The sequence below is a fragment of the Sphingomonas sp. 320_CC genome (genome assembly GCF_059691795.1).
The window spans coordinates 907,361-928,565 of the sequence record NZ_JCAWAE010000001.1; the positions used below are offsets into that span (position 1 = coordinate 907,361).

At 64.4% G+C, this 21,205-nt stretch carries 13 protein-coding genes; 6 read left to right on the forward strand and 7 right to left on the reverse strand.

The features are described 5' to 3' along the window. Positions 1 to 310 precede the first annotated feature (310 nt). Entirely contained in the window at positions 311 to 3,286 is a 2,976-nt protein-coding gene (locus AC59GX_RS04175; RefSeq protein ID WP_497300987.1) for a sensor histidine kinase, read from the forward strand. 151 nt (positions 3,287 to 3,437) lie between these two features. On the opposite strand, the gene AC59GX_RS04180 is transcribed toward AC59GX_RS04175, so the two are convergent. The 7 genes from AC59GX_RS04180 to AC59GX_RS04210 all read right to left on the reverse strand — a co-directional run bounded on the left by AC59GX_RS04180 (position 3,438) and on the right by AC59GX_RS04210 (position 11,559). Beyond that, a complete protein-coding gene (locus AC59GX_RS04180; RefSeq protein WP_497300988.1) occupies positions 3,438 to 4,145 on the reverse strand; it encodes a FadR/GntR family transcriptional regulator in 708 nt (235 codons plus the stop codon). Between the two features lie 145 nt (positions 4,146 to 4,290). Continuing rightward, a complete protein-coding gene (locus tag AC59GX_RS04185; protein WP_497300989.1) occupies positions 4,291 to 6,732 on the reverse strand; it encodes a TonB-dependent receptor in 2,442 nt (813 codons plus the stop codon). Between the two features lie 119 nt (positions 6,733 to 6,851). Continuing rightward, positions 6,852 to 7,790, reverse strand: a complete 939-nt coding sequence (locus tag AC59GX_RS04190) for a DUF4861 family protein (protein ID WP_497300991.1) — start codon at positions 7,788 to 7,790, stop codon at positions 6,852 to 6,854. After that, positions 7,777 to 8,796 (reverse strand): PfkB family carbohydrate kinase, encoded by a 1,020-nt coding sequence (locus AC59GX_RS04195; protein WP_497300993.1) that lies wholly within the window; start codon positions 8,794 to 8,796, stop codon positions 7,777 to 7,779. Before AC59GX_RS04195 ends, AC59GX_RS04190 begins: the two co-directional genes overlap by 14 nt. Then, positions 8,796 to 9,551, reverse strand: a complete 756-nt coding sequence (kduD, locus tag AC59GX_RS04200; RefSeq protein WP_497300994.1) for a 2-dehydro-3-deoxy-D-gluconate 5-dehydrogenase KduD — start codon at positions 9,549 to 9,551, stop codon at positions 8,796 to 8,798. The genes AC59GX_RS04195 and kduD overlap by 1 nt, the downstream gene beginning before the upstream one ends. 5 nt (positions 9,552 to 9,556) lie before the next feature. Then, positions 9,557 to 10,399: a 5-dehydro-4-deoxy-D-glucuronate isomerase gene (kduI, locus tag AC59GX_RS04205; protein WP_497300996.1), complete on the reverse strand. Its 843-nt coding sequence runs from the start codon at positions 10,397 to 10,399 to the stop codon at positions 9,557 to 9,559. A 104-nt stretch (positions 10,400 to 10,503) separates the two neighbouring features. After that, positions 10,504 to 11,559 carry a LacI family DNA-binding transcriptional regulator gene (locus AC59GX_RS04210; protein WP_497301334.1) on the reverse strand — a complete coding sequence of 352 codons (1,056 nt, stop codon included), beginning with the start codon at positions 11,557 to 11,559 and terminating at the stop codon, positions 10,504 to 10,506. 826 nt (positions 11,560 to 12,385) lie between these two features. Here AC59GX_RS04210 and AC59GX_RS04215 point away from each other — a divergent pair. From AC59GX_RS04215 to AC59GX_RS04235, 5 genes are all read left to right on the forward strand, one after another. After that, the gene (locus tag AC59GX_RS04215; RefSeq protein WP_497300998.1) at positions 12,386 to 13,540 is read left to right on the forward strand and encodes a glycoside hydrolase family 88/105 protein; all 1,155 of its coding nucleotides are present in this window, start codon (positions 12,386 to 12,388) and stop codon (positions 13,538 to 13,540) included. Between the two features lie 125 nt (positions 13,541 to 13,665). Next, complete coding sequence (locus AC59GX_RS04220) at positions 13,666 to 15,417, forward strand: hypothetical protein (RefSeq protein ID WP_497301000.1); 1,752 nt, start codon at positions 13,666 to 13,668, stop codon at positions 15,415 to 15,417. Between the two features lie 340 nt (positions 15,418 to 15,757). After that, a complete protein-coding gene (locus tag AC59GX_RS04225) occupies positions 15,758 to 18,610 on the forward strand; it encodes a TonB-dependent receptor (RefSeq protein WP_497301001.1) in 2,853 nt (950 codons plus the stop codon). Further along, positions 18,610 to 19,878 carry an alginate lyase family protein gene (locus tag AC59GX_RS04230; RefSeq protein ID WP_497301003.1) on the forward strand — a complete coding sequence of 423 codons (1,269 nt, stop codon included), beginning with the start codon at positions 18,610 to 18,612 and terminating at the stop codon, positions 19,876 to 19,878. Before AC59GX_RS04225 ends, AC59GX_RS04230 begins: the two co-directional genes overlap by 1 nt. A gap of 57 nt (positions 19,879 to 19,935) precedes the next feature. After that, a complete protein-coding gene (locus tag AC59GX_RS04235; protein ID WP_497301005.1) occupies positions 19,936 to 21,129 on the forward strand; it encodes an alginate lyase family protein in 1,194 nt (397 codons plus the stop codon). Positions 21,130 to 21,205 lie beyond the last annotated feature (76 nt).

A 21,205-nucleotide genomic window follows, 5' to 3' on the forward strand; every position in this document is an offset into this window, starting at 1 on the left:
GTTGCCAAGCCGTTTAAGCGCTGAACGGACTGGGGGCAGCCGAGTGTTGGTCCGATGGCGAGATCCCGGAGCGCCAAGATACACCGCGTGCAAGACAGCCACGTTCGCCAAGTGCAGCTTGCCGACACGATGCCGCCACTTCGGAACGAAGAGCGTATCCGAGTTTCCGATTCGTCGGGCTGGGTGATAAGGTTTCAACATCGGGTGAATGCATCCCCGTTCCATGGGCCGCGGTCGACATTTCGGCCATTGATGGACGTCGATGATCAAGGGAGCAGACCAAAGGCGGCGGGGGCACGCGGTAGCGAGCATGATCAGCTCCATGGTCTTGGGACTCGCCTTCCTGTTCGGGGCTTACCCGACGACGACGAAGGCTGATGCGCAACGGCAGATCACCCACAGCAGTTGGACGACGGCCGAGGGGGTACCCGGGATGGTGTCCGCTCTGGCGCAGACGCACGACGGGTACCTCTGGCTCGGCACCTACGAGGGACTCTACCGGTTCGACGGCGTCACCTTCGAGCGGATAGCTCCGGCAGACGGTCATCCGTCGGGCGCGATCCCGGTCACGGCCGTCTTCGTATCCCACGGCGGCGAACTCTTCGTCGGGTACGCGGGACGGGGCGGCGTCGAGGTCTATCGCAACGGACGCCTGGTCCGTGTCGCCATGCCGAGCGCGCCCGGCGAGATCACCAGCTTCGCCGAGGATCGGGAAGGCGGCCTCTACGCCATCGGCGGCAGGGAGCCCGGCGCGCTGTACCGCTTCTGGCGAGGCGCCTGGGAGCATGTCGATCAGCGTCGGGGGCTGCCTTCCGAAACGATATGGTCGGTGTTCACGGCCGGGGACGGCACGGTCTGGGTCGCCACTGCGAAGCACCTCTTCTTCCTTCGCTTGGGCGCGACCCGGTTCGAAGACACCGGTGAGCAACTGGTGGACGGAGCGGGGTTCGCGCAGGATCGGCAAGGCGATATCTGGATCTCAGGACCGTTCGGCACGCGCATGGTAGCCGACTATCCCCACGGACACCGCCGTCCGCGCAAACCGGTCTTCTACTCCGCACTGGCGCCGGCGAGCCGCGTCGCCCTGTTGTTCGCTCGTGACGGAGCCCTATGGGGCTCGACCTACACCGATGGACTCTTCCGCATCGATGGGCCGGGACGGATCCCTTCCAGCGACGCGTCGATCCAGCACTTTCGCACCAGCGACGGCATGACCTCCAACCAGGCCGTCGCCATCCTGCAGGATAGCGAGGACAATGTCTGGGCGGCCACGGAGAACGGCCTCGATCAGTTCCGGAGGGCCGACGTCGAGCAGGTCAGATTGCCGCCGCAGACGTCTCCACGCGGTTACAAGATGGCGGTCGACGCGAGCGGTGCGATATACGTCGCTGGCGGGAAGACGCTCTACCGCGCCGGTTCCAACGGCATGCCCATGCCCATCAGGCCGGCTATGCAGCCCAGCGCACTATGCGCCGACCCGTCCGGCGGCATCTGGATGGCAGTGGGTGGACACATGGAGAGGCTTCGTGGCGACCGCACGGTCGGCGTCTTCGCGTTGCCCGGAGCGCAGGCCGTAACCGGCTGCGGGGTCGACCGAGCGGGGCGGCTATGGGTCGCTCGGCCGAGTGCCGGAGTGTTCTTGCTCGATCATGGGAAGTGGCGCCGCTTCGCTCTTCCGATGAACGCGCAACGTCCCAAGGACATCATCATGGACGGCGCGGGCAATCCGGTCGTGATGTTCAGCAATCGTGCCCTTTTGCTCGTCTCCGCAAGAGGGACTTCCCAGTATCTAGACGGCGACACCATCGGTGTCAGTGGACTGACCGGAGTCTTCCCGACGGACTTCGGTCTGCTCGTCGCGGGCGGTACCGGAATAGCACGATGGAACGGACGCGGGTTCAACCGCCTGTCGATAGACGAATACCCTTGGCTGCGCGGCGTCCGGGGACTCGTGCAGACCAGAAGCGGTGAAACCTGGATGCTCAACAACAAGGGAATCCATCACGTCGCGTCGGCGAGTTTCCGAGCAGCCTTCGATCACCCGCATACGGCCCTGCCGCACCTCACGCTCGGACAGGAGGATGGATTGTCCAGCCATCCTACGGGTGAGGAGGGTGCTCAGGCCGCGGTGGCCGAGGACGGGCGGATCTGGTTCATCACTCGGCAGAGCGCCGTCCGCGTCGATCCGTCCAGATTGATGTCAAATCCTCGGGTGCCGACCGTTCTCATCCGCGGCCTTACCGCGAACGGTCACCGCTATGCCGATCCGATGTCGGTGAATCTTCCTGCCGGGACTAGAAACCTCTCGATCAGCTATACGGCGTTGAGCCTGTCCGTGCCGAGCCGCGTGCGTTTCCGCTACAGGCTCGAGGGAGTTGATGCCGACTGGGTCGATCCGGGAACGCGAAGGGAGGCTTTCTACACCAACCTCGGGCCGGGCAGTTACCGCTTCCGGGTGATAGCGTCGAACGACAAGGGCGTCTGGAACAGGCAGGGCGTCGATCTCCCGATAGTCATTCCGCCGACCTTCCTACAGTCGCGGATCTTCCAAGCGTTGTGTGTTCTCCTTGCCGGCGTGCTGCTGTGGTTCCTCTTGAGTCTGCGAGTTCGGATACTGACGCGGCGCATGCGCATCAGAGTGGCGGAACGGACCAATGAGCGGGAGCGCATCGCACGCGAACTCCACGACACGCTTCTGCAGGGCATACAAGGACTGATGCTGCGCTTTCACGTCGCTGCGCAGTCCGTGCGCGACGAGGGCACGAGACGCGAACTCGAGGACGCCATGGATCGCGCGGACGACGTGCTGATCGACGGTCGCGACCGCGTCCATGCGCTCAGGGCGATCGATACCAGTGACGATCTGGAAGGGGTCGTCCTCGCGCTCATCGATCGCCAGGACTTTCCTTCCGGAATTAAGATCAACTTCACTTCCAAGGGAAAAGTCCGTTGGGTCGAGCCCGAGTGCATTGCCGAGGTGAGCGGAATCGTTAGCGAGGCGCTCTTCAACATCAGACGACACGCGAAAGCATCAATCGTCACCGTCGATCTGACATTCGCGATGTTCAGCATCACGCTTTCCATCCGCGATGACGGCGTTGGCATCCCGCCGGAAGTGCTCAAGGCAGGCGGACGGCCGGGACATTTCGGCCTTACTGGAATGCAGGAGCGGGCGAAGCAGATCGGTGCCAAACTGTCGATCCATTCTGTCCTTGGTAGTGGGACGGAGGTCCGCCTCGCTCTTCCCGTCCCGATTTGGCGTTCTCGATCTAGACCGGGGAACTGACGCTGATCTTTCAGATGCGGACCAGTTGGCGCGCGTTTTTAACGTCAATGTCCGTCCGCCCGTCGATTGCGGCGGTTCGAGGTGTGGCCATTCTAGGCACTTCTCAACAGGGGCCAATCGTTGCCGCCGTCCGCGCCGCAGCGCGACCGCTTCATGATCGTTTGGATAGGGCCTGATATCTCTCGTAGCTCTTCTGCATGTGCAGGCGTGCCGCCCTGCGCGCGCGCGGCGGATCGGCCGCCTCGATGGCCGAGTAGATCGCCTCGTGGTCCTTGTTTATCGTCTGCGCATAGGCCTTGTGCGCGGCGGGATCGTCGGCCTGCAGATAAAGTCTGCGCGAAGGGATCAGACGGACGCCGAGGAAAGAGGTGAAGCGAGCGAAATAGTCATTCCCGGTCGCATGTGCGATCGCGGCATGGAAGGCGGCGTCTGCCAGGACCGATCCGTCAACGTCGGAACTACGTTCCATGGCGGCGAGTGCATCACGCATCTCGGCCAGATCTGTATCCGACCGCCGCTTCGCGGCGAGTTCGGCCATCTCGCTTTCGAAACCCATGCGCATCTCCAGCAGCTTCAGGACGTCTTCGATCGCCTCCACCTCCTCGGGCGTCACCTGGAAGGCACGATAGTGCGCGGCCTCGGCGACGAAGGCTCCTGATCCCCGGCGTGATTCGAGCAAGCCGCGGGCGGCCAGGCGCGCAAAGGCCTCGCGGACCACCGTCCGGCTTACGGCGAAATCCTCGGTGATCTGCTTCTCGGTGGGGAAGCGCCCGCCGGGCAGCAACTCACCTGCCTCGATCTGGCTCTCGAACCGCCGAACCAGATCGTCGGCGAGGTTGGCGGCTTTCGTTACCTTCATGAGTACGCTTTACCACCCGAAGGAGGGGGCGCCAGCCACCTCCTTCGGGTGCGGCTACGGTTCGTCTCCGATGCCGCCTGCTCCTCGCCGGCAAGGACCCATCGGTCGGCTCGGCGATCCTGGTACAGGCGCGCGTCGCAAGCTCTCAGAACGTGAACCCGCTTCGAACGCCGAAGTAGCGCTGGCTGTCTCTTCCAGGCTTGTAGCTGACAGCCAACGTCGACGGTGACGCGGCCACGCCGTAGTTCCATACGCCGTCCCGTCCCTTGGTCAGCACATAGTCGCGGTCGAATACGTTGTTGACGAACAGCGTCACCTTGAACGGACCGCTTCTGACACCGGCTCCCAGGTTCACCAGCGTGTATCCGCCCTGTTCGGAGTCCGGATCCTGAAGAAGGCTGAATACGACGCGTGACTGATAGTGGACGCTGGACTGGAGGAACCCGATGATGTCGTTCGTCAGAGGCTGATCGTACTGCGCATTGCCCGAGAGGTTCCAGCGGGGCGAGTTAGGCAGCGTCCGCCCCGACAGGTCCTGTATGCCGCCGACGCACCCTTGGGCGACGGTCTGCTGGGGGAAGCAGGTGGCATTGAGGAAGCGGTCCATTCGGGCGACGGTGTACGCGCCGTAGAGGTTTAGCGTCAGCGCTGTGGACGGTCTGGCGGCTGCCTCCATCTCTACGCCGTGCGACGTCACCTTGCCCAGACTGTTCAAGATGTTCTGGCCGGTCGTGTCGTCGCGGCTCTGCGCCTGGAAGCCGTAGAACGCCTCGTAGAAGCCGGTGAGGTTGAACGTGAGCCGATTGTCGAGGAACGTGGACTTGAGGCCGACTTCGAAGCTGTCGCCGTGTTCTGCCGGCACAGGCTGTCTGGCCGCCACGGCATCGGCGACCGGTACGCCCTTCAACGGGCCTGACGCCAACGGCGTGCGAACGGTGTAGGTGCTCGTCAGGTCGTATGCCAAGCCCTTGTAGCCGCGCGCATAGTCCGCGAACACCATCACGGTCTCGGTCGGACGGAACTGGATTGCCGCCTTTCCGGTCACGACCGTGTCCTGGTCGCACGTGGAGACGGCGAGGCCGGCGGTCCCGCTCGCCGTCGAGCACCGTGGGTATCCATAGCGCACGCCGGTTCCCCGATCGATGAAGCTGTATCTGACGTCCTCGCGATGAACCCGGAGGCCGCCGGTCAGCGACAGCCTTCGCGTGACGTCGTAGGTCGCCTGTCCGAACGCGGCATAGGTCTGCTGCGCCGATCTCGCGAGATAGCTCGAATAGGCGATGCTGTTGGTGGACGGTAGCGACGGCAACCCGTTGAAATTGCCCAGGGTGTTGGATCCGCGGACATAGTCGCGGAGCGACCGCGTGTCGCTGTAGAACAGTCCTGCGACGTAGCGCAGGCGCCCCCGGTCGGGCGACGTGAGACGCAGCTCCTCGGTGAAGGTCGTCACCTTGAAGAAACCGCCGTTCGCCGAACCGCCCGCAGGGGCGGTTGGGGCAACCGTCCGGAAGTCGAAAGCGCTTGAATCCGTGTCCTGGAGATCAACCAGCTTGTACCTGTCGATCGAACTGATCGACGCGATCGTCGGGCCGCCATCGAATGCATAGGCCGCCTTCACGCCCGTGCCGTAGTCGGTCGAGTCGCCCTTCGAATCAACGTCGAGCCGCGTGAGGCGGTTCTGAGACGAGGGCACGATTCCAGCGAGGATGACGTTCTGGCCAATGCGTCCGCGAGCGAACGTGACGCCGGGGCTGAGCTGATACTGTGCCGGCGCACAGCAGGTCGACTTCGTCCGCACATAGTAGGGTGATGCGATGATCGACGCGTTCGAACCCGGTTCCCAAAGCAGCTTGCCGCGAAACAGCACGTCCGACTGGCCATTAAGCCAGTTGCCGGTGAACGTGTTGAAGATCGTCCCTCGATACTTGCTGTAGCTGCCCGAAAGCCGCGCCTTGAGGGTCGATGTCAGCGGACCGGAGATGCTACCCTGATACCGCTGTTCGCCATCGTCGGTGAAGAACGTCTCGACCCGCGCCGAAAGCCGGTCGGTCGGAGCGAGCGTCGTGATGTTGATCGCCCCCGCGGACGCCGCCTTCCCGAACAAGGTACTCTGGGGTCCCCGCAGGACCTCGATCTGCGCGACATCGGCGAGCGCGGTGAACGCCGCGGCCTGGAAGGCCTGTGGGATGTCGTCGACGACTACCACGACGCTGGGCTGGGTGGAGATGCTGTACGCGTAGGTCCCGATGCCGCGGATGTTGATGCTGTTGTTCGCGGGCTGACTTGTCTTCGTGATGGTCAGCGACGGCGCCGTGCGGACGAGGTCGTCGAAATCCCGCACGTTCGCCCGTTCCAGTCCCGCCGACGTTATCGCGAGCACGGAAGCGGGGACGTCCTGGATGCTCTGCGACCTCTTGTTCGCGGTGACGACGATGTCTTCCAGTGCGGCGCTTGGAGCGGCGGGGGAGGGCGACGCCGCTTCGCCCGCCGAGGCATCCGCCGGAGTACCCGACTGTTGGGCCTGCGCCGGTTGTGCGCAGGCGATGGCGTACGCGGCGGCGCACGCCAGCAAGCTATGCTTCTTCATCGCATCCTCCCATCACGCCCGGGTTACCCGGGTCGCGTCCCCCCGCAGGTTGCCGGAGGTAACGGGCCGATCATCCTCCTTCCCCACGGGATGTCAATAGTTGTAATACAACTTATGATCTAGGGGCGGAAGTCCGTATCCGCGGCTCGGACCATCGCCAGCCAGTCCTGTTGTGAGTGGACGTCCAGGCCGCGATCCCACGCTGCGCCCATGTAGTAGACGAACGGCTTCCCTGGCCTTGCGCGGAGCAGTACGAGATAATTGTCCGCATCGGCCGTGACGTCGACGATCGCCTTGGGATCGACCAGCAGGGCGACGCCCATCGTCCCCTTCGCCGGATCGGTGGGGCCCCACCAGATCAGGCGTCCGGCAGCCCGGTCCACGGTAAGCGTGCCGCGTTTCGTCTCGTCGGTCGGATGCTTAGAGATCCCGATGCCCACTACGAGATCGCCCGGCTTGTTGGACTTCAGCGTCGACACCATGCGCGTGAAGTTCGTGCCGGCCGGTAGCGTGAAGCGCCTCGTCTCCCAGACGCTTCTCACCACGTCCACCGGCCAACGCTCGTAATCGACGCTGAAGGACGCCGTTTCCGGCCCGTTCTGCAGTATCCGGTACCTCGAATAGTTGCGCGAGACCCAGAGCTTGTTGTCGTACCAGATGCCCAGACCGCCGGCACCGCGGAAGCTGTGTACGCCGTAGAAGTCGATGCCCTCGCCGTGATCCGCGTGCTGGTCGCCGGTTCGGAGCTGACGATCCATGAACGGCCACCGGACGTTCTTTCCCCATGCGTCGATGCCCGAACTCGAAGGCGGTTCCGCCTTCTCGAGCGGGCGTCCATAGATGCGATGGGCAGTCCTGTCGTTCTCCCAGAGAATGTCGCCGAACCTGTACGGAGCGAAGACGACCGCTGCCCGGGAGTTTCTATCGGCGGCTGGCGGAAGCGCCTTGCGTTCGTCTCTCGGCTTGTCCTGCGCATCGATGGCGATCGGCAGGGCGACCAGCGCCAGGACGAGCCCCATGAATGCGCGCGTGCCCCATGCCGTTCTAGCGACGAACATCGTAACCCCCTTTGAGATAGGCATCGAGGTCCGTCTGGCGAAACAGACTCGCGTCGCCGGGAAGCGAGTGCTTCAGTGCAGCAAGTGCAAGACCGGTTCTTGCGGCCATCTGCATGTCCGAGCCGCCCAGAATTCCGTGAAGGACGCCAGCCGCGAAGGCGTCACCGCCTCCAATGCGGTCGACGATCCCCGAAAGAACCACCTCCTCGGTCTGGGAATGGCCGTCCCGCATGTCGATCCGTGCAGACAACCGGTGATGGTCGACCGTCTCGACGACCCGAGCGGTAGACGCGATGATACTTAGCCTCGGGAACCGCGAGAATGCCGCCTCGGCTGCCTCGCGACGGCGATGTTCCGCATCCCCCGAGAACTCGCGACCCAGCAGCAGCGCGATGTCGCGGTGGTTTCCGAACATCAGATCGGCATGAGCGACCAGTTCGCACAGGATGGCTTGGGGATCGGAATCCCAACTTTCCCAGAGCTTCGCGCGGTAGTTGCCGTCGAAGGAGATCCGCACGCCATGCCCGCTCGCCGCCTTGACGGCGGCAAGCGCGTTCGCTGCGGGGCCCGACCCCAGCGCCGGCGTGATGCCGGACAGATGAAGCCAATCGATGCCGGAGAGAAGTTCGTCCCAGTTCCAGGTGTCGACCGACGCCTCTGCGAACGAGGACCTCGACCTGTCGTAGATCACCTCGGTGGCCCGCATGCCGGCACCGGACGTGACGAAGTACAGTCCCATTCGATCGCCGCCTAGCTTCATGCCTGCAGTGTCGACGCCGTGCCCGCGCAGCGTCGTCACCGCCGATCGGCCCAGATCGTTGTCGGGCACGCGGCTGGCGAAGCCGACGTCGTGCCCCAGCCGTGCAAGCGCAGTCGCGACGTTGGCTTCGGCGCCAGCGACCCAGACGTCGAGGCTGGGGGTCTGCATCAGCAGTTCGCGGCCCGGAGGCGACATGCGAAGCATGGTCTCGCCGAAGGCGAGAAGACGTCGGGAGCCGATGGCCATCAGCGTGCGAGCCATCCGCCGTCGACGGCCAGAACGTGTCCCTGGACGTAGTCCGCTGCGCGACTGGAGAGGAAGACGGCCGCGCCGCCCAGATCGGACGCATCACCCCAACGACCGGCCGGAATCCGTTCGAGGATGGATCTGTTTCGCGCCTCGTCCGCTTGGAGCGCTGCGGTGTTGGCCGTCGCGATGTAGCCGGGTGCTATCGCGTTGACGTTGATCCCTTTGCTCGCCCACTCGTTCGCCAGGAGCTTGGTTAGGCCGCCGATCCCGCTCTTCGAGGCCGTGTAGCTCGGGACGCGCACCCCGCCTTGGAACGTGAGCATCGAGGCGATGTTGATGATCTTGCCGCTGCCGCGGGCGATCATGTGCCGCCCAGCCGCCTGACTTAGGAAGAACACGGATTTCAGATTGGTATCGATCACCGCATCCCAGTCCGCTTCCGTGAAGTCTACCGCATCCGCTCGCCGGATGATGCCGGCGTTGTTCACCAGGATGTCGACCCCGCCCAGTTTCGCCGCGGTCTCGTCGACGATGCGTTCGACCGGGTCGATCGTCGAGAGGTCGGCGGAGATGATCTCCGCCCTGCGCCCCATCGCCTTGATCCGATCCGCGGTATCCTGGGCGGGCGTGCGTCCGACGCAGGCGACGTCTGCACCGGATGAGGCGAGGGCCAAGGCGATCGCCTGACCTATGCCCGTGTTGGCGCCGGTTACGATCGCGACCTTGCCGCTGAGATCGAAGAGGCTTGCCATCGCCTTCAAGCCAGCTGACAGATGTCGAGGACGTTCATGTCCGTGTAGTCCTGGTTCTCGCCCGCCATCGCCCAGATGAACGCGTACGCCTTGGTTCCCGAACCCATGTGGATCGACCAGGGGGGGCTGATCACCGCCTCCTCGTTACCCATTACGATGTGGCGGGTCGCTTCGCCCTCGCCCATGTAGTGGAACACGCGGTCCTTCTCGAGATCGTCGAGCTCGAAGTAGAAGTAGATCTCGCTGCGACGCTCGTGGATGTGCGGCGGCATTGTGTTCCACACCGAACCCGGCTTCAGCACGGTGAGGCCCATGACGAGCTGAGCGCTTTCGCAGATGCCCGGAATGACCATCTGATGGATCGTCCGCTCGTTCGACTCCTCAAGGCTGCCGCGCTCCAGCGTCGTCGCATCTCGGACCGAGATGACGCGGGTCGTGAACGCCTTGTGCGCGGGGCACGACGCCAGATAGAAGCGCGTGCCGTCGCCGGCGAACTGCACGTCCTTCGCGCCCATCGTCACGTAAAGGCAGTCTTTGTTGCCCAGCGTGAAGGTCTCGCCGTCGACGGTGACGGTGCCGGATACCTTGCCGACGTTGACGACAGCCATTTCGCGGCGCTCCAGGAACGGGTGGCCTGCCGCAGACGCCGGCTCGGTCTGGTCGGGCAGCTTCACGCTACCGGTCGCGACCGCGACGCCGCCGATGACGAAACGCTCGGCATGCGTGTAGTTCAGCACGCATTCGCCGTCGCGGAACAGGCCCTGGATCAGATAGCGGTCGCGCAGTTCGTCGTTGGAGACGCATTCCATCATGTCGGGGTGCGTGGCGTAGTAGGTACGATCGTACATTGGAATGCTCCGATGGTTCTGGTCGCTGGGGCAGCGGCGGCTGTGGAAACGAGTGGTCTGTGGCCCTCGCGCAGGCGTGCGAGGCAAAGGGGGACGGGTGGCGGTCATGGTCCGACTTCCAGATCCGCGACGGAGCCGCGCACAATGAGTTTGGACGGGAACACCGACGGAGGCGCAGGCGCATCCGATGATCCGTCGAGCAGCTTGCGTGCCGCGGCCTGGCCCATCGCCTGTATGGGCCAACGAACCGTGGTCAGCGGGGGCCAGACGTGCGCTGCTATGGGAGTGTCATCGAACCCGATGATGGAGAGATCACGCGGGACCGCAAGGTCTCGCTGACGCGCAGCGTGTAGAACGCCCGCTGCCATCTCGTCGTTGCAGGCGAAGATCGCGGTCGGGGGCGGAACCTGATCGAGCAGGCGGCTTCCCGCAATGACGCCGGAATCGAAACGATAGTCTCCCTGCGCGATCAGGCTGCGAGGGAGAGCCACGTTCGCTTCGTTCAGTGCCGCTTCGAACCCTGCGCGACGTTCCTTGGCGGACCGGAATCCGTGCGGACCGGCGACAAGTCCTATCCGCCTGTGTCCACGCACGATCAGATGGCGCGTAGCAGCCGCGACGGCTTCGGCATCGTTCGACGAGACGCAGTGGGCGTCTGCGTCGAGGCGCGCCGATCCCATCCGGACGTACCGGCATCCTAGCTCGGCGCATTGTCGCGCCAGCAGGTCGTTCTCGGAGATGGGCGGCAGGAGCATCACGCCGAAGAGGCGCTGCCGCTCGAGGAAGCGACGAACGTCGTCCATCATTCCCGGCGATCCGCGATCCACCGGCCGTACGACGAGCGCGAAGTCGGTATCCCTGATCGCCTCGAGTATGCCCTGCTGCACTCCCAGCACCATCTGCGAGTTGGGATTGTCATGGATGAGCCCGATGAGGGAGTTGTGTCCCATGGCCAGGCCCCGGGCCTGTAGGTTCGGCACGAATCCCAGTTCGGCTATGGCCAGCTCGACCCGCTGCCGCGTCTCGACCCGAAGGAGCGGGGAGTCGTTGATGACCCGGCTGACCGTCTTCTTCGATACGCCTGCCACTCTGGCGACGTCGTTGATCGTGGGGCTGCTCCCACGGACGGATCCACCCGGCTCACGAGAACCGGAGCCGATCGTGGCCAAAGCTACATCCGCCAACGCGCACCGTCCTTCGGGTTCACGGTCGCTCGTGGCGCGTCCAGGGTCGGAACAAGACGTTTCCCCACGTCGCGCTCCGCGTCGACACCTTTAACAGGCGTCCTTACGATCCGCTCTCCGCGACCACCACCGCCAGCGACCTCGTCTGAGCGGTCCGTACGGGCCTGAAACGTCGTCGCGGACATGATCATCGTGCGCTCATAACCGCGACGCAGTCCGTCCTGTGCCGCAACACGGATGGTTCATCCACGCATGGAAGCCGCGTCCTCGGTGCCGGCACGATCGGACGCTCGGTACTATTCTTCGACACGCTGCCTCCCCCGGCTGCCACAGTTGTGTGACAACCTTATTGACATCGCAACTCAAAGGAAAGAGGAATGCTACCGGTGTCAAGGCAACAGCCTGATCTGAGGAGATGGATTTTGAGGGGTACTTTCCCTGCGGACGCCGCATGCGTTCTGACACGCGAAGCCGTGGCGATGGCGCATCCCGTTGGCTGCGACCGAGAGCTGGCATATCTCCAAGGCTGGCCGACGACGACCGTCCGGCAAGCGGGCGCTGTGATCGGTAGACGCTTCGCAGCCCTGTTCGAAGAAACGTCGGCGAGAAGGAAGGTCGTACCGGTCGTCCGGACGGTCATCGCGAGTGCGACCGGTCGTGGCTGGACGAACCCAACCATGTCGCTCGCTTCCCTTACCGGCGGGAATTCCGGCTGGGGGGCGGTGCCGTTCGCCCAGGCCACCAGCGACGAAATGCGCTCAGTCCATTCCTCGAGATCCAGTCAACCCAGCCGAGGTGAGACATGCTGCTGAACGCGATCCTTTCCGCTGCCGTGGCCATGACGGCCCAAGCGTTGCCCGCTCCTCAGCTGCCCGCTCCTGCCGCCATCCTGAAGTCGACCGAGCGGGTGGCGACGTGGCAACTCAATCACAGGAATACGTTCGAGTACATGCCGGCAGCATCGCGCAGCGTACGTGATCCCCGGGACTGGCAGCAGGCGACCTTCTGGGTCGCGCTGACGGAACTGGCCGATCGGTCACGCGATCCTGCATATGCCCGGGCGATCGTTGACCTCGGACGCGCTCAGCACTGGCGGCTCGGCGACAAGGCCTTCCACGCCGATGACCAGCTGATCGCGCAGGCGTGGATCTGGGCGGCTGCACATGGAGCAGGAAGCGCGGCGGTCGTTCCCACGAAGGCCTATTTCGACGCGGTCCTCGCCAACCGGCCGGTCGGTGATCTCGTGTTCCAGCCCAACCCCAGCGGACACGGCGATCCGATCTGCACTCAGCGGTGGTGCTGGGCCGATGCGCTGTTCATGGCGCCGCCGACGCTGCTGCAGTTCTCCCGGGCAACCCATGACCCGCGGTACGCCCGTTTCGCGCATGAGGAGTTCCGTGCGACCACCGACTATCTCTACGACCGCAAGGACCGGCTGTTCTTCCGTGACAGCCGCTTCTTCGAGCGGCGTGACGTGAAGGGTCGCAAGCTCTTCTGGAGCCGTGGCAACGGATGGGTGATGGCAGGTCTCGTCCGGATCATAGACGAACTTCCCAAAACCGATCCGCACAGAGCGTACTACGTCGGCCTGTTCCGTGACATGGCCTCACGGATCGTCGGACTTCAGAAGCCCGACGGCTTCTGGGCGCCGTCACTGCTCGACAACGGAAAGGACACCCCGCCCGAGACGAGCGGCACCGCGTTCTTCACCTACGCGTTCGCCTGGGGCATCGACGTCGGGATCCTCGATGCGCAGACCTATCGGCCGGCCGCAATCCGTGGGTGGGCGGCACTGGAACGCAGCGTCCAACCCGACGGCATGCTCGGCTGGGTACAGCAGGTCAGCGACCGCCCGGACAGCGTCGCGGCGTCGGACACCCAGTTCTACGGCGCTGGGGCCTACGTTCTTGCAGGGACAGCCCTATACGATCTTTCCAGACATGGAGCCGCTAGATGACCCTACGCAATCTCCGCGTCCTGCTCGCTCTCCCGCTGCTCACCGCCGGCGCGTCCGAGCGGGGCGCTTCGGCTTCGGACTGGACCGCACGTCCACACGGTCCGACGTACGCCACCGCTCCCGCCATGCACGATACGGTGGAACGGCGGCTGATGCCGCAGATGGAGGCGCTGCTGGCCCAGTTGCTGCGCGACAAGCGGAACATGAGGCTGGGCGGCGTCGAGGTCTTTAAGAGCGGCGACAAGTTCCTGCCTGGCAAGATCGCCGCGGCCATGTCGTACAGGGTGCTGGACCTGCCGAAGGGCGACCCCCGCCTTCCTCAGCGTCTCAAGGACTTCGCGACGATCGCGGACCTCACCGTCGGCGATCCGAGCGACACATGGGGCATCTACTACTACGTATCCGCCCTCCACCGCCTGAAGCAGGCCGGACTACTGGAAGAGGCCGTGTCGCCGGCGACGCTGGCGCTCCTCAAGGCGAGACTCGACTGGCACAGGTTCGTCCGGCCGGACCTTTCGCTGATCGACCTTCCCAACAACTACTACGGGGTGGCGTTTTCGATAGCACGACTCCGCTTCCTCATGGGCTGGGAGGACGAGAAGGGAAGTGATCGACTGCTGGAGCGTACGCTCGACCACTATCGCCGCTACTCGGGCGAGTACGGCTTCGCGGACGAGACGGAAGGCAAGGGACGTTTCGACCGGTACAGCGTCCTTCTAATCGGGGAGATCGCGCAGCGTCTCGTCGAAACGGGCATGGAGCCGACCCCGGAGGTGAAGGGATGGCTGCGCCGTTCCGTCGACCTCATGCTGCCGCGCTTCAACATGAGGGGCGAGGGCTGGGAGTACGGCCGCAGCATCGGCACGTACGGCGAGACTGCGTTCCTCGAGGTACTCACCGCGGCGGCACGGCTGAAGGTGCTGACGCCGACCGAGGAACAGATGGCCTATGCGTTCTCGTCGCGCATCGCAGCCAGGTACATGGACTTCTGGGTCAATCCGGCCACCGGGTCGGTCGATCTCTGGGATCAGGGGCGGAGGACCGATGCATACCGCGGCAAGCATCGCATATTCGGCGAGAACCTCAGCCTCGCGCGACAGTACATCTACACCGACGCCATCTGGAGCGATCTCGGATACCGCGGACGCGCTCCGGACGCGGGCTACGAGCGCTGGCTTAAGACCCTTCCGAAATCCACGACCACCTGGTTTGCCCGCGGTGAGCACGACCGGGCGGTCGTGACCATCCGCGACGGAGATAGGGTGATCGGCCTTCCGATTATAAACGGGGCGGAAGGGCAGCATATGCACAACCCGTACTTTCCGGTGCCGTTCTCTCCAGGCATGCTGCAGGGATCGGCGGACGCGGACTATCCGCTCCTTCTGCCCAGGATCACTCTGACCGACGGCAGCGTGCTCATGCCGTTGGCCTGGTTCAAGGACGTCCGCGTCACGAAGCGCGGGCCCGTGACGGATGTGACTTGGCGGCAGGACGCTCTCGACAGGATGGGCGGGGCGGACGCAACCGCGGACCCTCGTGCGACGATCGTCACGAAGTACCGGCTCACTCCCGGGAGCATCACGCGGACCGACTCGCTCTCGGTGAAGGGGGCTGCGAAGATCGCCAAGATCGAAATGGCGTTCGCGAGCTTCTCCTCGCGTCCGGTCACTCGGTCTGCCGGAACCGTCACGTTCGGCACGGGCGAGGTGAAACGTTTGGAAACAAGAGGTTACGGCAACTGCGCGGCGCAACAGGTGGCCAAACAGCCGTACCGGTCCACGACCGGCGCTTTCCGGTCGTTGGTCGAGTGCGACGTGATGATGGCAGTGCCCACAGCTTCCACAGAACTGAACTGGACGTTGTCATACAACTATTGACACCCCTCTTGCATGTGTTAGTTGAGTCGCATGACACCGGTAACAACCGGGCCACGCAGCCTCGACGAGGTGCGGCGGGAACAGGGAGGAACTTCGAATGAAGCAATCACGTATCCATAGGTGCGCCTACTCCGCGCTCCTGATGACGACCGCCTGGTCGGTGCTGTCCACCGCCGCTCTCGGAGCCGCTCAGAACGCGCCTTCACAGGACCCGGCAACGGTGCAGTCCACGCCGGCCGGTAGCAGCGCGGCGTCCCCCTCCGTGCAAAGCAACCCCGTTCAGCCCGAGGGCGGTGCGCTGGACCCGACGCGGGAGCAGACGTCCGACATCGCTGATCCAATGACCGACCCGATAGCGCGGGCCGCGGCGGAGGCAGACGTCTCGGCCGGCGACATCGTCGTGACCGGCGCAAGGGCGACGCAGAGAACCTCGATCGAGCTGAAGCGCAATTCGAGCGTCGTCGTCGACGGCCTCGTCAGCGACGAGATCGGCTCCACGCCGGACAATTCGGTGGGCGACACGCTCGAGCGGCTGGCAGGCGTATCGGCCGACCGCTTCAAGGGCAACGCCAACGAGATCTCCGTTCGCGGACTCGGGCCCACGCTCAGCTTCGCGACCTTCAACGGGCGCGAAGTCTCCACCGCGGGCGGCGATCGTTCGGTTGCGTTCCAGCAGTTCCCGTCCGAGCTCGTCAACGGCGTCCTCGTCTACAAGACCCAGCAGGCCGACTTCCTTGAAGGCGGCGTCGGCGGCATCATCGAACTGCGCTCCTTGAAGCCGCTCGACTACGGCAAGCGTCGTCTCCAGGCCGAGATCCGCGCCGACTTCCAGCCGAAGTCCGACGACGTCTACCAGGACGACGGCCTCGGCTACCGCGCCAACATCTCGTACACCGATCAGTTCAAGACCGGCATCGGCGACATAGGCATCAGCATCGGCTACCAGCGCCAGGATACGACGGCACCCGAAGACTACTACAACGCCAACGCGACGTTCCAGGCGTGCAACACCTCGGCGAACAACCCGTCCCTGATCACCGGGACGGCCGGCGCGCTCGTGGCGGCCGGGGCGGGCGTGAACTGCACATTGGCGGCGGGACCCCGGTCCGTGGCGCCGGCAACGGGGCAGACGCCGGTCGCAGTCGGCGAGACGGTCGGGCCGGTCTACTTCGCGAACTCCTCGCGTAGTTTCCGCACTCAGCAGACTGCCGAGGTTCGGGACGCCGTGATCGGCGCCTTGCAGTGGCGGCCAACCTCGACGTTCGAGGTCGCGATCGATGGACAGTTTTCAAACCGCGCCAGCCTGGAGAAGCGCAACGTGCTCGCGATCGCCGAAGGTCTGCGCGGCGTGAAGCCGCTGATCATCGGAGACGGGACGAACGGCTACTCGAAGGGCGCATTGATCAGCTACAGCGGCAACTCGAACATCGAGGACCAGCTCGAGCGTCGGGAACGGAGCGAGAAGTACTACGGCGGCGGTCTCAACCTGATCTGGCGCCCCGACCGCTGGACCTTCTCCGTCGACGGATCCTATTCCGACTCCCAGCGGACGGAGACGCAGCGGCAGACCCGGATGCGCTCGACGACACGGGTGCCGTACACCCTGACCTACGTCGGCGACAATGTCGTGCCCGACGTGACCTTCGGAAACGGTTTCGACGTGACGGATCCCGCCAGCTTCCTTTCGGCGACCGCGACGTCCGTCTATGCCCGGAACCGGTTCGTCACCGACCGGCGTGACAAGATCTGGGCAGGTCGGGCCGACGTCTCAAGGGACTTCGATGGGTTCTTCAACCAGATCAAGGTCGGCGGGCGCATATCCAACCACCAGCGCACCAACGACAATGCACGCAACAGCGATCTCGCGACGCTGGTCCCGGTCAACGGGCAGACGCCGGCCCAACTCATCACGGCCGCGAACCAGAACTGCAGGGCTCCGTTCACCACCCGGTCCTATTTCAGCGGCGAGACCAACCTGAACCAGTGGGCGACGTTCGACAACGAATGCCTCTTCCGGACATTCACCGGTAGCGATGACGCGCTGCCGTACCCGGCCGATGGTCGCGATCCGAGCGACATCGACGTCCGAGAGCGGATCTACGCAGCTTACGCGATGGCCAGCTTCAAGTCCGATCTGGGTTCGATCCCGTTCAGCGGAAACGTCGGACTGCGGTGGATCAAGACCGACATCGTCTCGAAGGGGTTCCGTCAGGCCTACCTGGTCACCGTCGACACGGGGTCCGACAACTACACCGTCGCAGTTGATCCGACGGGCGCGCTCACGTCGAACACGGCCAAGGGTAAGTACAACTATTTCCTGCCCAGTTCGAACCTAGCCTTCGAACTCTCCAACCAGTTGAAGCTGCGACTGGCGGGATACCGGGCGATCTCGCGATCCGGAATCGAGAGCTTCGGCGCCGGCATCAACCTGAATCCGTCGACCGGAACCGGCGTCAACAACATCATCTTCAATGCGACCACCGGCAATCCGAACCTGAAGCCGCTGCGGGCGTGGAACGCCGACATCTCACTCGAGCTCTACGCCTCCAAGGATACTCTGCTGTCGGTGGCAGGGTACTACAAATGGGTTGAGGGAGCCGTGATCGGTGCGAACCAGTCGATCCCGACGCCCATCACGGTCACGACGATCACGAACGGCGGCCCCCGGCAGACCGTCGATCTGACGATCAATCCGACCGCGCCGGCGAACGATCCTAAGACGCGCAATCTGTACGGCGTCGAAGTGCAGGGCAGCCACGCCTTCACATGGCTGCCTTCGCCGCTCGATGGGTTCGGCATCCAGGCGTCCGCCAACCGGGCGTTTGCGAACTTCGAATATCCCGACACGTCCACGCTCGCGCCGTATCTCGATCCGGCCAATCTCATCGGCCTGTCGAAATGGACGGCGAGCGGCTCGGTGTACTATGAGAAGTACGGCTTCTCGATCCGTGCCTCGTACCGGTATCGGTCCGACTACTACAAGCCGAACGGCGGGACGAACCGTTCGGTTCGCGGATCAGATTTCCTGAACCTGTCGGCCCAGTACAACCTGACCGACAACGTCCAGTTGAAGGCTCAAGCGTTGAACCTCACCGGTACCAAGGACGTCTTCTACAAGGGCGGCGAAGACAGCATCGCCGAGGTCTCCAACAGCGGGACACAGTACTTCGTCGGCTTCAGGGTTCGCATGTGATGCGATCTGTCCGAACCGTCCTCTCCCCGGTTCTGGCGTCTACCGCCGCTGCGCTCTCGTGCGCGGCGGCGGCCTTTTCGCCGACGCTCCAACCAATCCGGCCGACCTGTAGCGGCGTGGAAGGATACGCGCCTGCATTCAGCGGTCGTCGGACCTTCTTCCTGAAGCCCGACGAGCTGATCGCGATAAAGGCAGTCCGCGACACCGATCCGACGGTATCCGCGGCCTACCGGCAACTCCTGAAGCAGGCCGACGCAGCGCTGCTCCGTCGTCCGGGAGCGGTCACCGACAAGACGACGCTGCCGCCGTCCGGAGACCGGCACGACTATCTCAGCATCGCGCCCTATTGGTGGCCCGATCCAGCGAACCCGAATGGACCCTATGTCCGTCGCGACGGCGTGATCAACCCGGCGCGCGAAACGAACAGCTACGACAGGACCGCGATCGGCCTACTGAGCGGCGACGTCCGCGTGCTCGCTCTGGCCTACTACTACAGCGACGACATCCGATACGCGAAGAAGGCCGCGCTGCTCATCCGGACGTGGTTTCTCGATCCGGCCACCGCGATGAACCCGAACGCGAACTTCGCCCAGGCGGTGCGCGGCCGGGAGGACGGAAGAGCCGAAGGGGTCCTCGATACGAGCGCATTCCAGTCCGTCGTCGATGCCGTCGGCCTGCTCGCCCCGTCAAAGGCGATCACGACGGACGAGCAGAAGGCGCTCGAGGGATGGTTCGGTCGCTACGTCGACTGGATGCTCACCAGTCCCAATGGCCGGGCGGAGCAGGCGGCCAGGAACAACCACGGGATCTGGTTCGACAGCCAGATAACCCAGTACGCGTTGTTCGCCCGCCGCCCCGACGTGGCGCGCAGGGTTATCGACCAGTTTCCCGCTCGTCGCATCTCCGCGCAGATGGACGTCGACGGCCGCCTGCCGGCCGAGACCGCTCGGACGCGGAGCTTCCATTATTCGATCTACGCCCTGACGCCCGCATTCGACGTGGCGGAGATGGCCGGGTGCCTCGGAAAGGACCTGTGGGGTTACAAGGACGCCAAGGGGCGCGGTCTCCGGAAGGCGACGGACTTCCTCGCGTCCTACCGCGGTCAGCCAGAGAAGTGGCCGTACAAGGAGTTGCGCCTCGAACCCAAGGAACTGGACGGCCTTCTCACGAGAGCTTCCTGGGCTTGGGGACCGGGAAGCTATCCGCGCACCGTCGACGGCTATCCGGCCGCACTGGAATACCGGTCCTATGCCCCAGTCGCTCGTTGAGCCTTGGACCGATCAGCGCCGGCAGGCTGTGCAGGCATTCCTTGGCGTCGTCACGCCGTGATCGATCGCCGCTCATTCATGATCGCGGCATCCGCGGCGTTGATCGTCCCTAAGCCGGCGTGCGCCCAAAGATTGGATCTGCAACGCATCGAACATGACCGCGTGGTACGCGCCGCCGACGCGTATCTGCGAGAGGCTCCCCGCACGATAACCTCGATCCCGGCACCTCGCAGCCCGGGCGGCGTGCACGACTACTACTCCGAAGCGGACTATTGGTGGCCGGATCTTTCGCATGCGGGCGGTCCCTATGTGAGGCGGGACGGCTTCTCCAACCCAGGAAAGTTCGACGGGCACCGCGACGCGCTCATAGCGTTCGGCGTCCGCATGCCGGCACTCGCGGCGGCATGGCGTCTGACGGGGGAGAGCCGGTACGCGCGGGCCGCAGCAGAGCATCTGAACGCCTGGTTCGTGGCGCCGGAAACCCGGATGTCTCCCGATCTCGCGCATGCCCAGGCCATCATCGGGCGCGACACCGGCCGGGCGATCGGCATTATCGACACTCTACAGATCGTCGAGGTCGCGCATGCCGCAAAATTGCTGAGCAACCTGCGTGCGCCAGGTTTCGACGCGAGGTTCAGGGCAGGCGTCGACGCCTGGTTCCGAAGCTATCTCGGATGGCTGACGACTTCGGCGGCCGGCATCGAGGAACGGGATCAGAAGAACAACCACGGCACGTGCTGGCTACTCCAGTGCGCCGCGTTCGCGGATTTGCTCTCCGACGAAGACGCGCTGGCTGGACTCAGAACCCGGCTTCGGACGGTGATTGTTCCGAACCAGATAGCCGCGGGGGGGCGGCAGCCGCTCGAACTGTCCCGCACCAAGCCCTACAGCTACTCGCTCTTCAACCTCGACGTTCTCGCGACCGCCTGCCAGATCCTTTCGCCGGGTTCGAGGAAGCTGTGGACCGCTGCCGGACCAGGCGGGGGCTCGGTCGCCGATGCGATCGGCTTCATGGTGCCCTTCATTCGGAAAAAGGCACGCTGGCCATATCCCGCGGACGTCGAGCATTTCGATGCCTTGCCGGTGCGCCAGCCCAGTCTGCTGTTCGGCGGGCTCGCCCTTGATTGTCCTGACTGGATCTCGCTCTGGCGTACGCTGCCGGCCGACCCGACGGACCCCGAGATCGTCCGGAACTTCCCGATCAGGCAACCCGTGCTCTGGACGAACGGCGGCGACGTCCATGTACGTTGAGCCGCCCCGGGAGAGGCAGGCTTCCCGCATGCCGTACCTTACGGATCCGGCCTTCGTGCGCCTCGCGGCGCGCTAG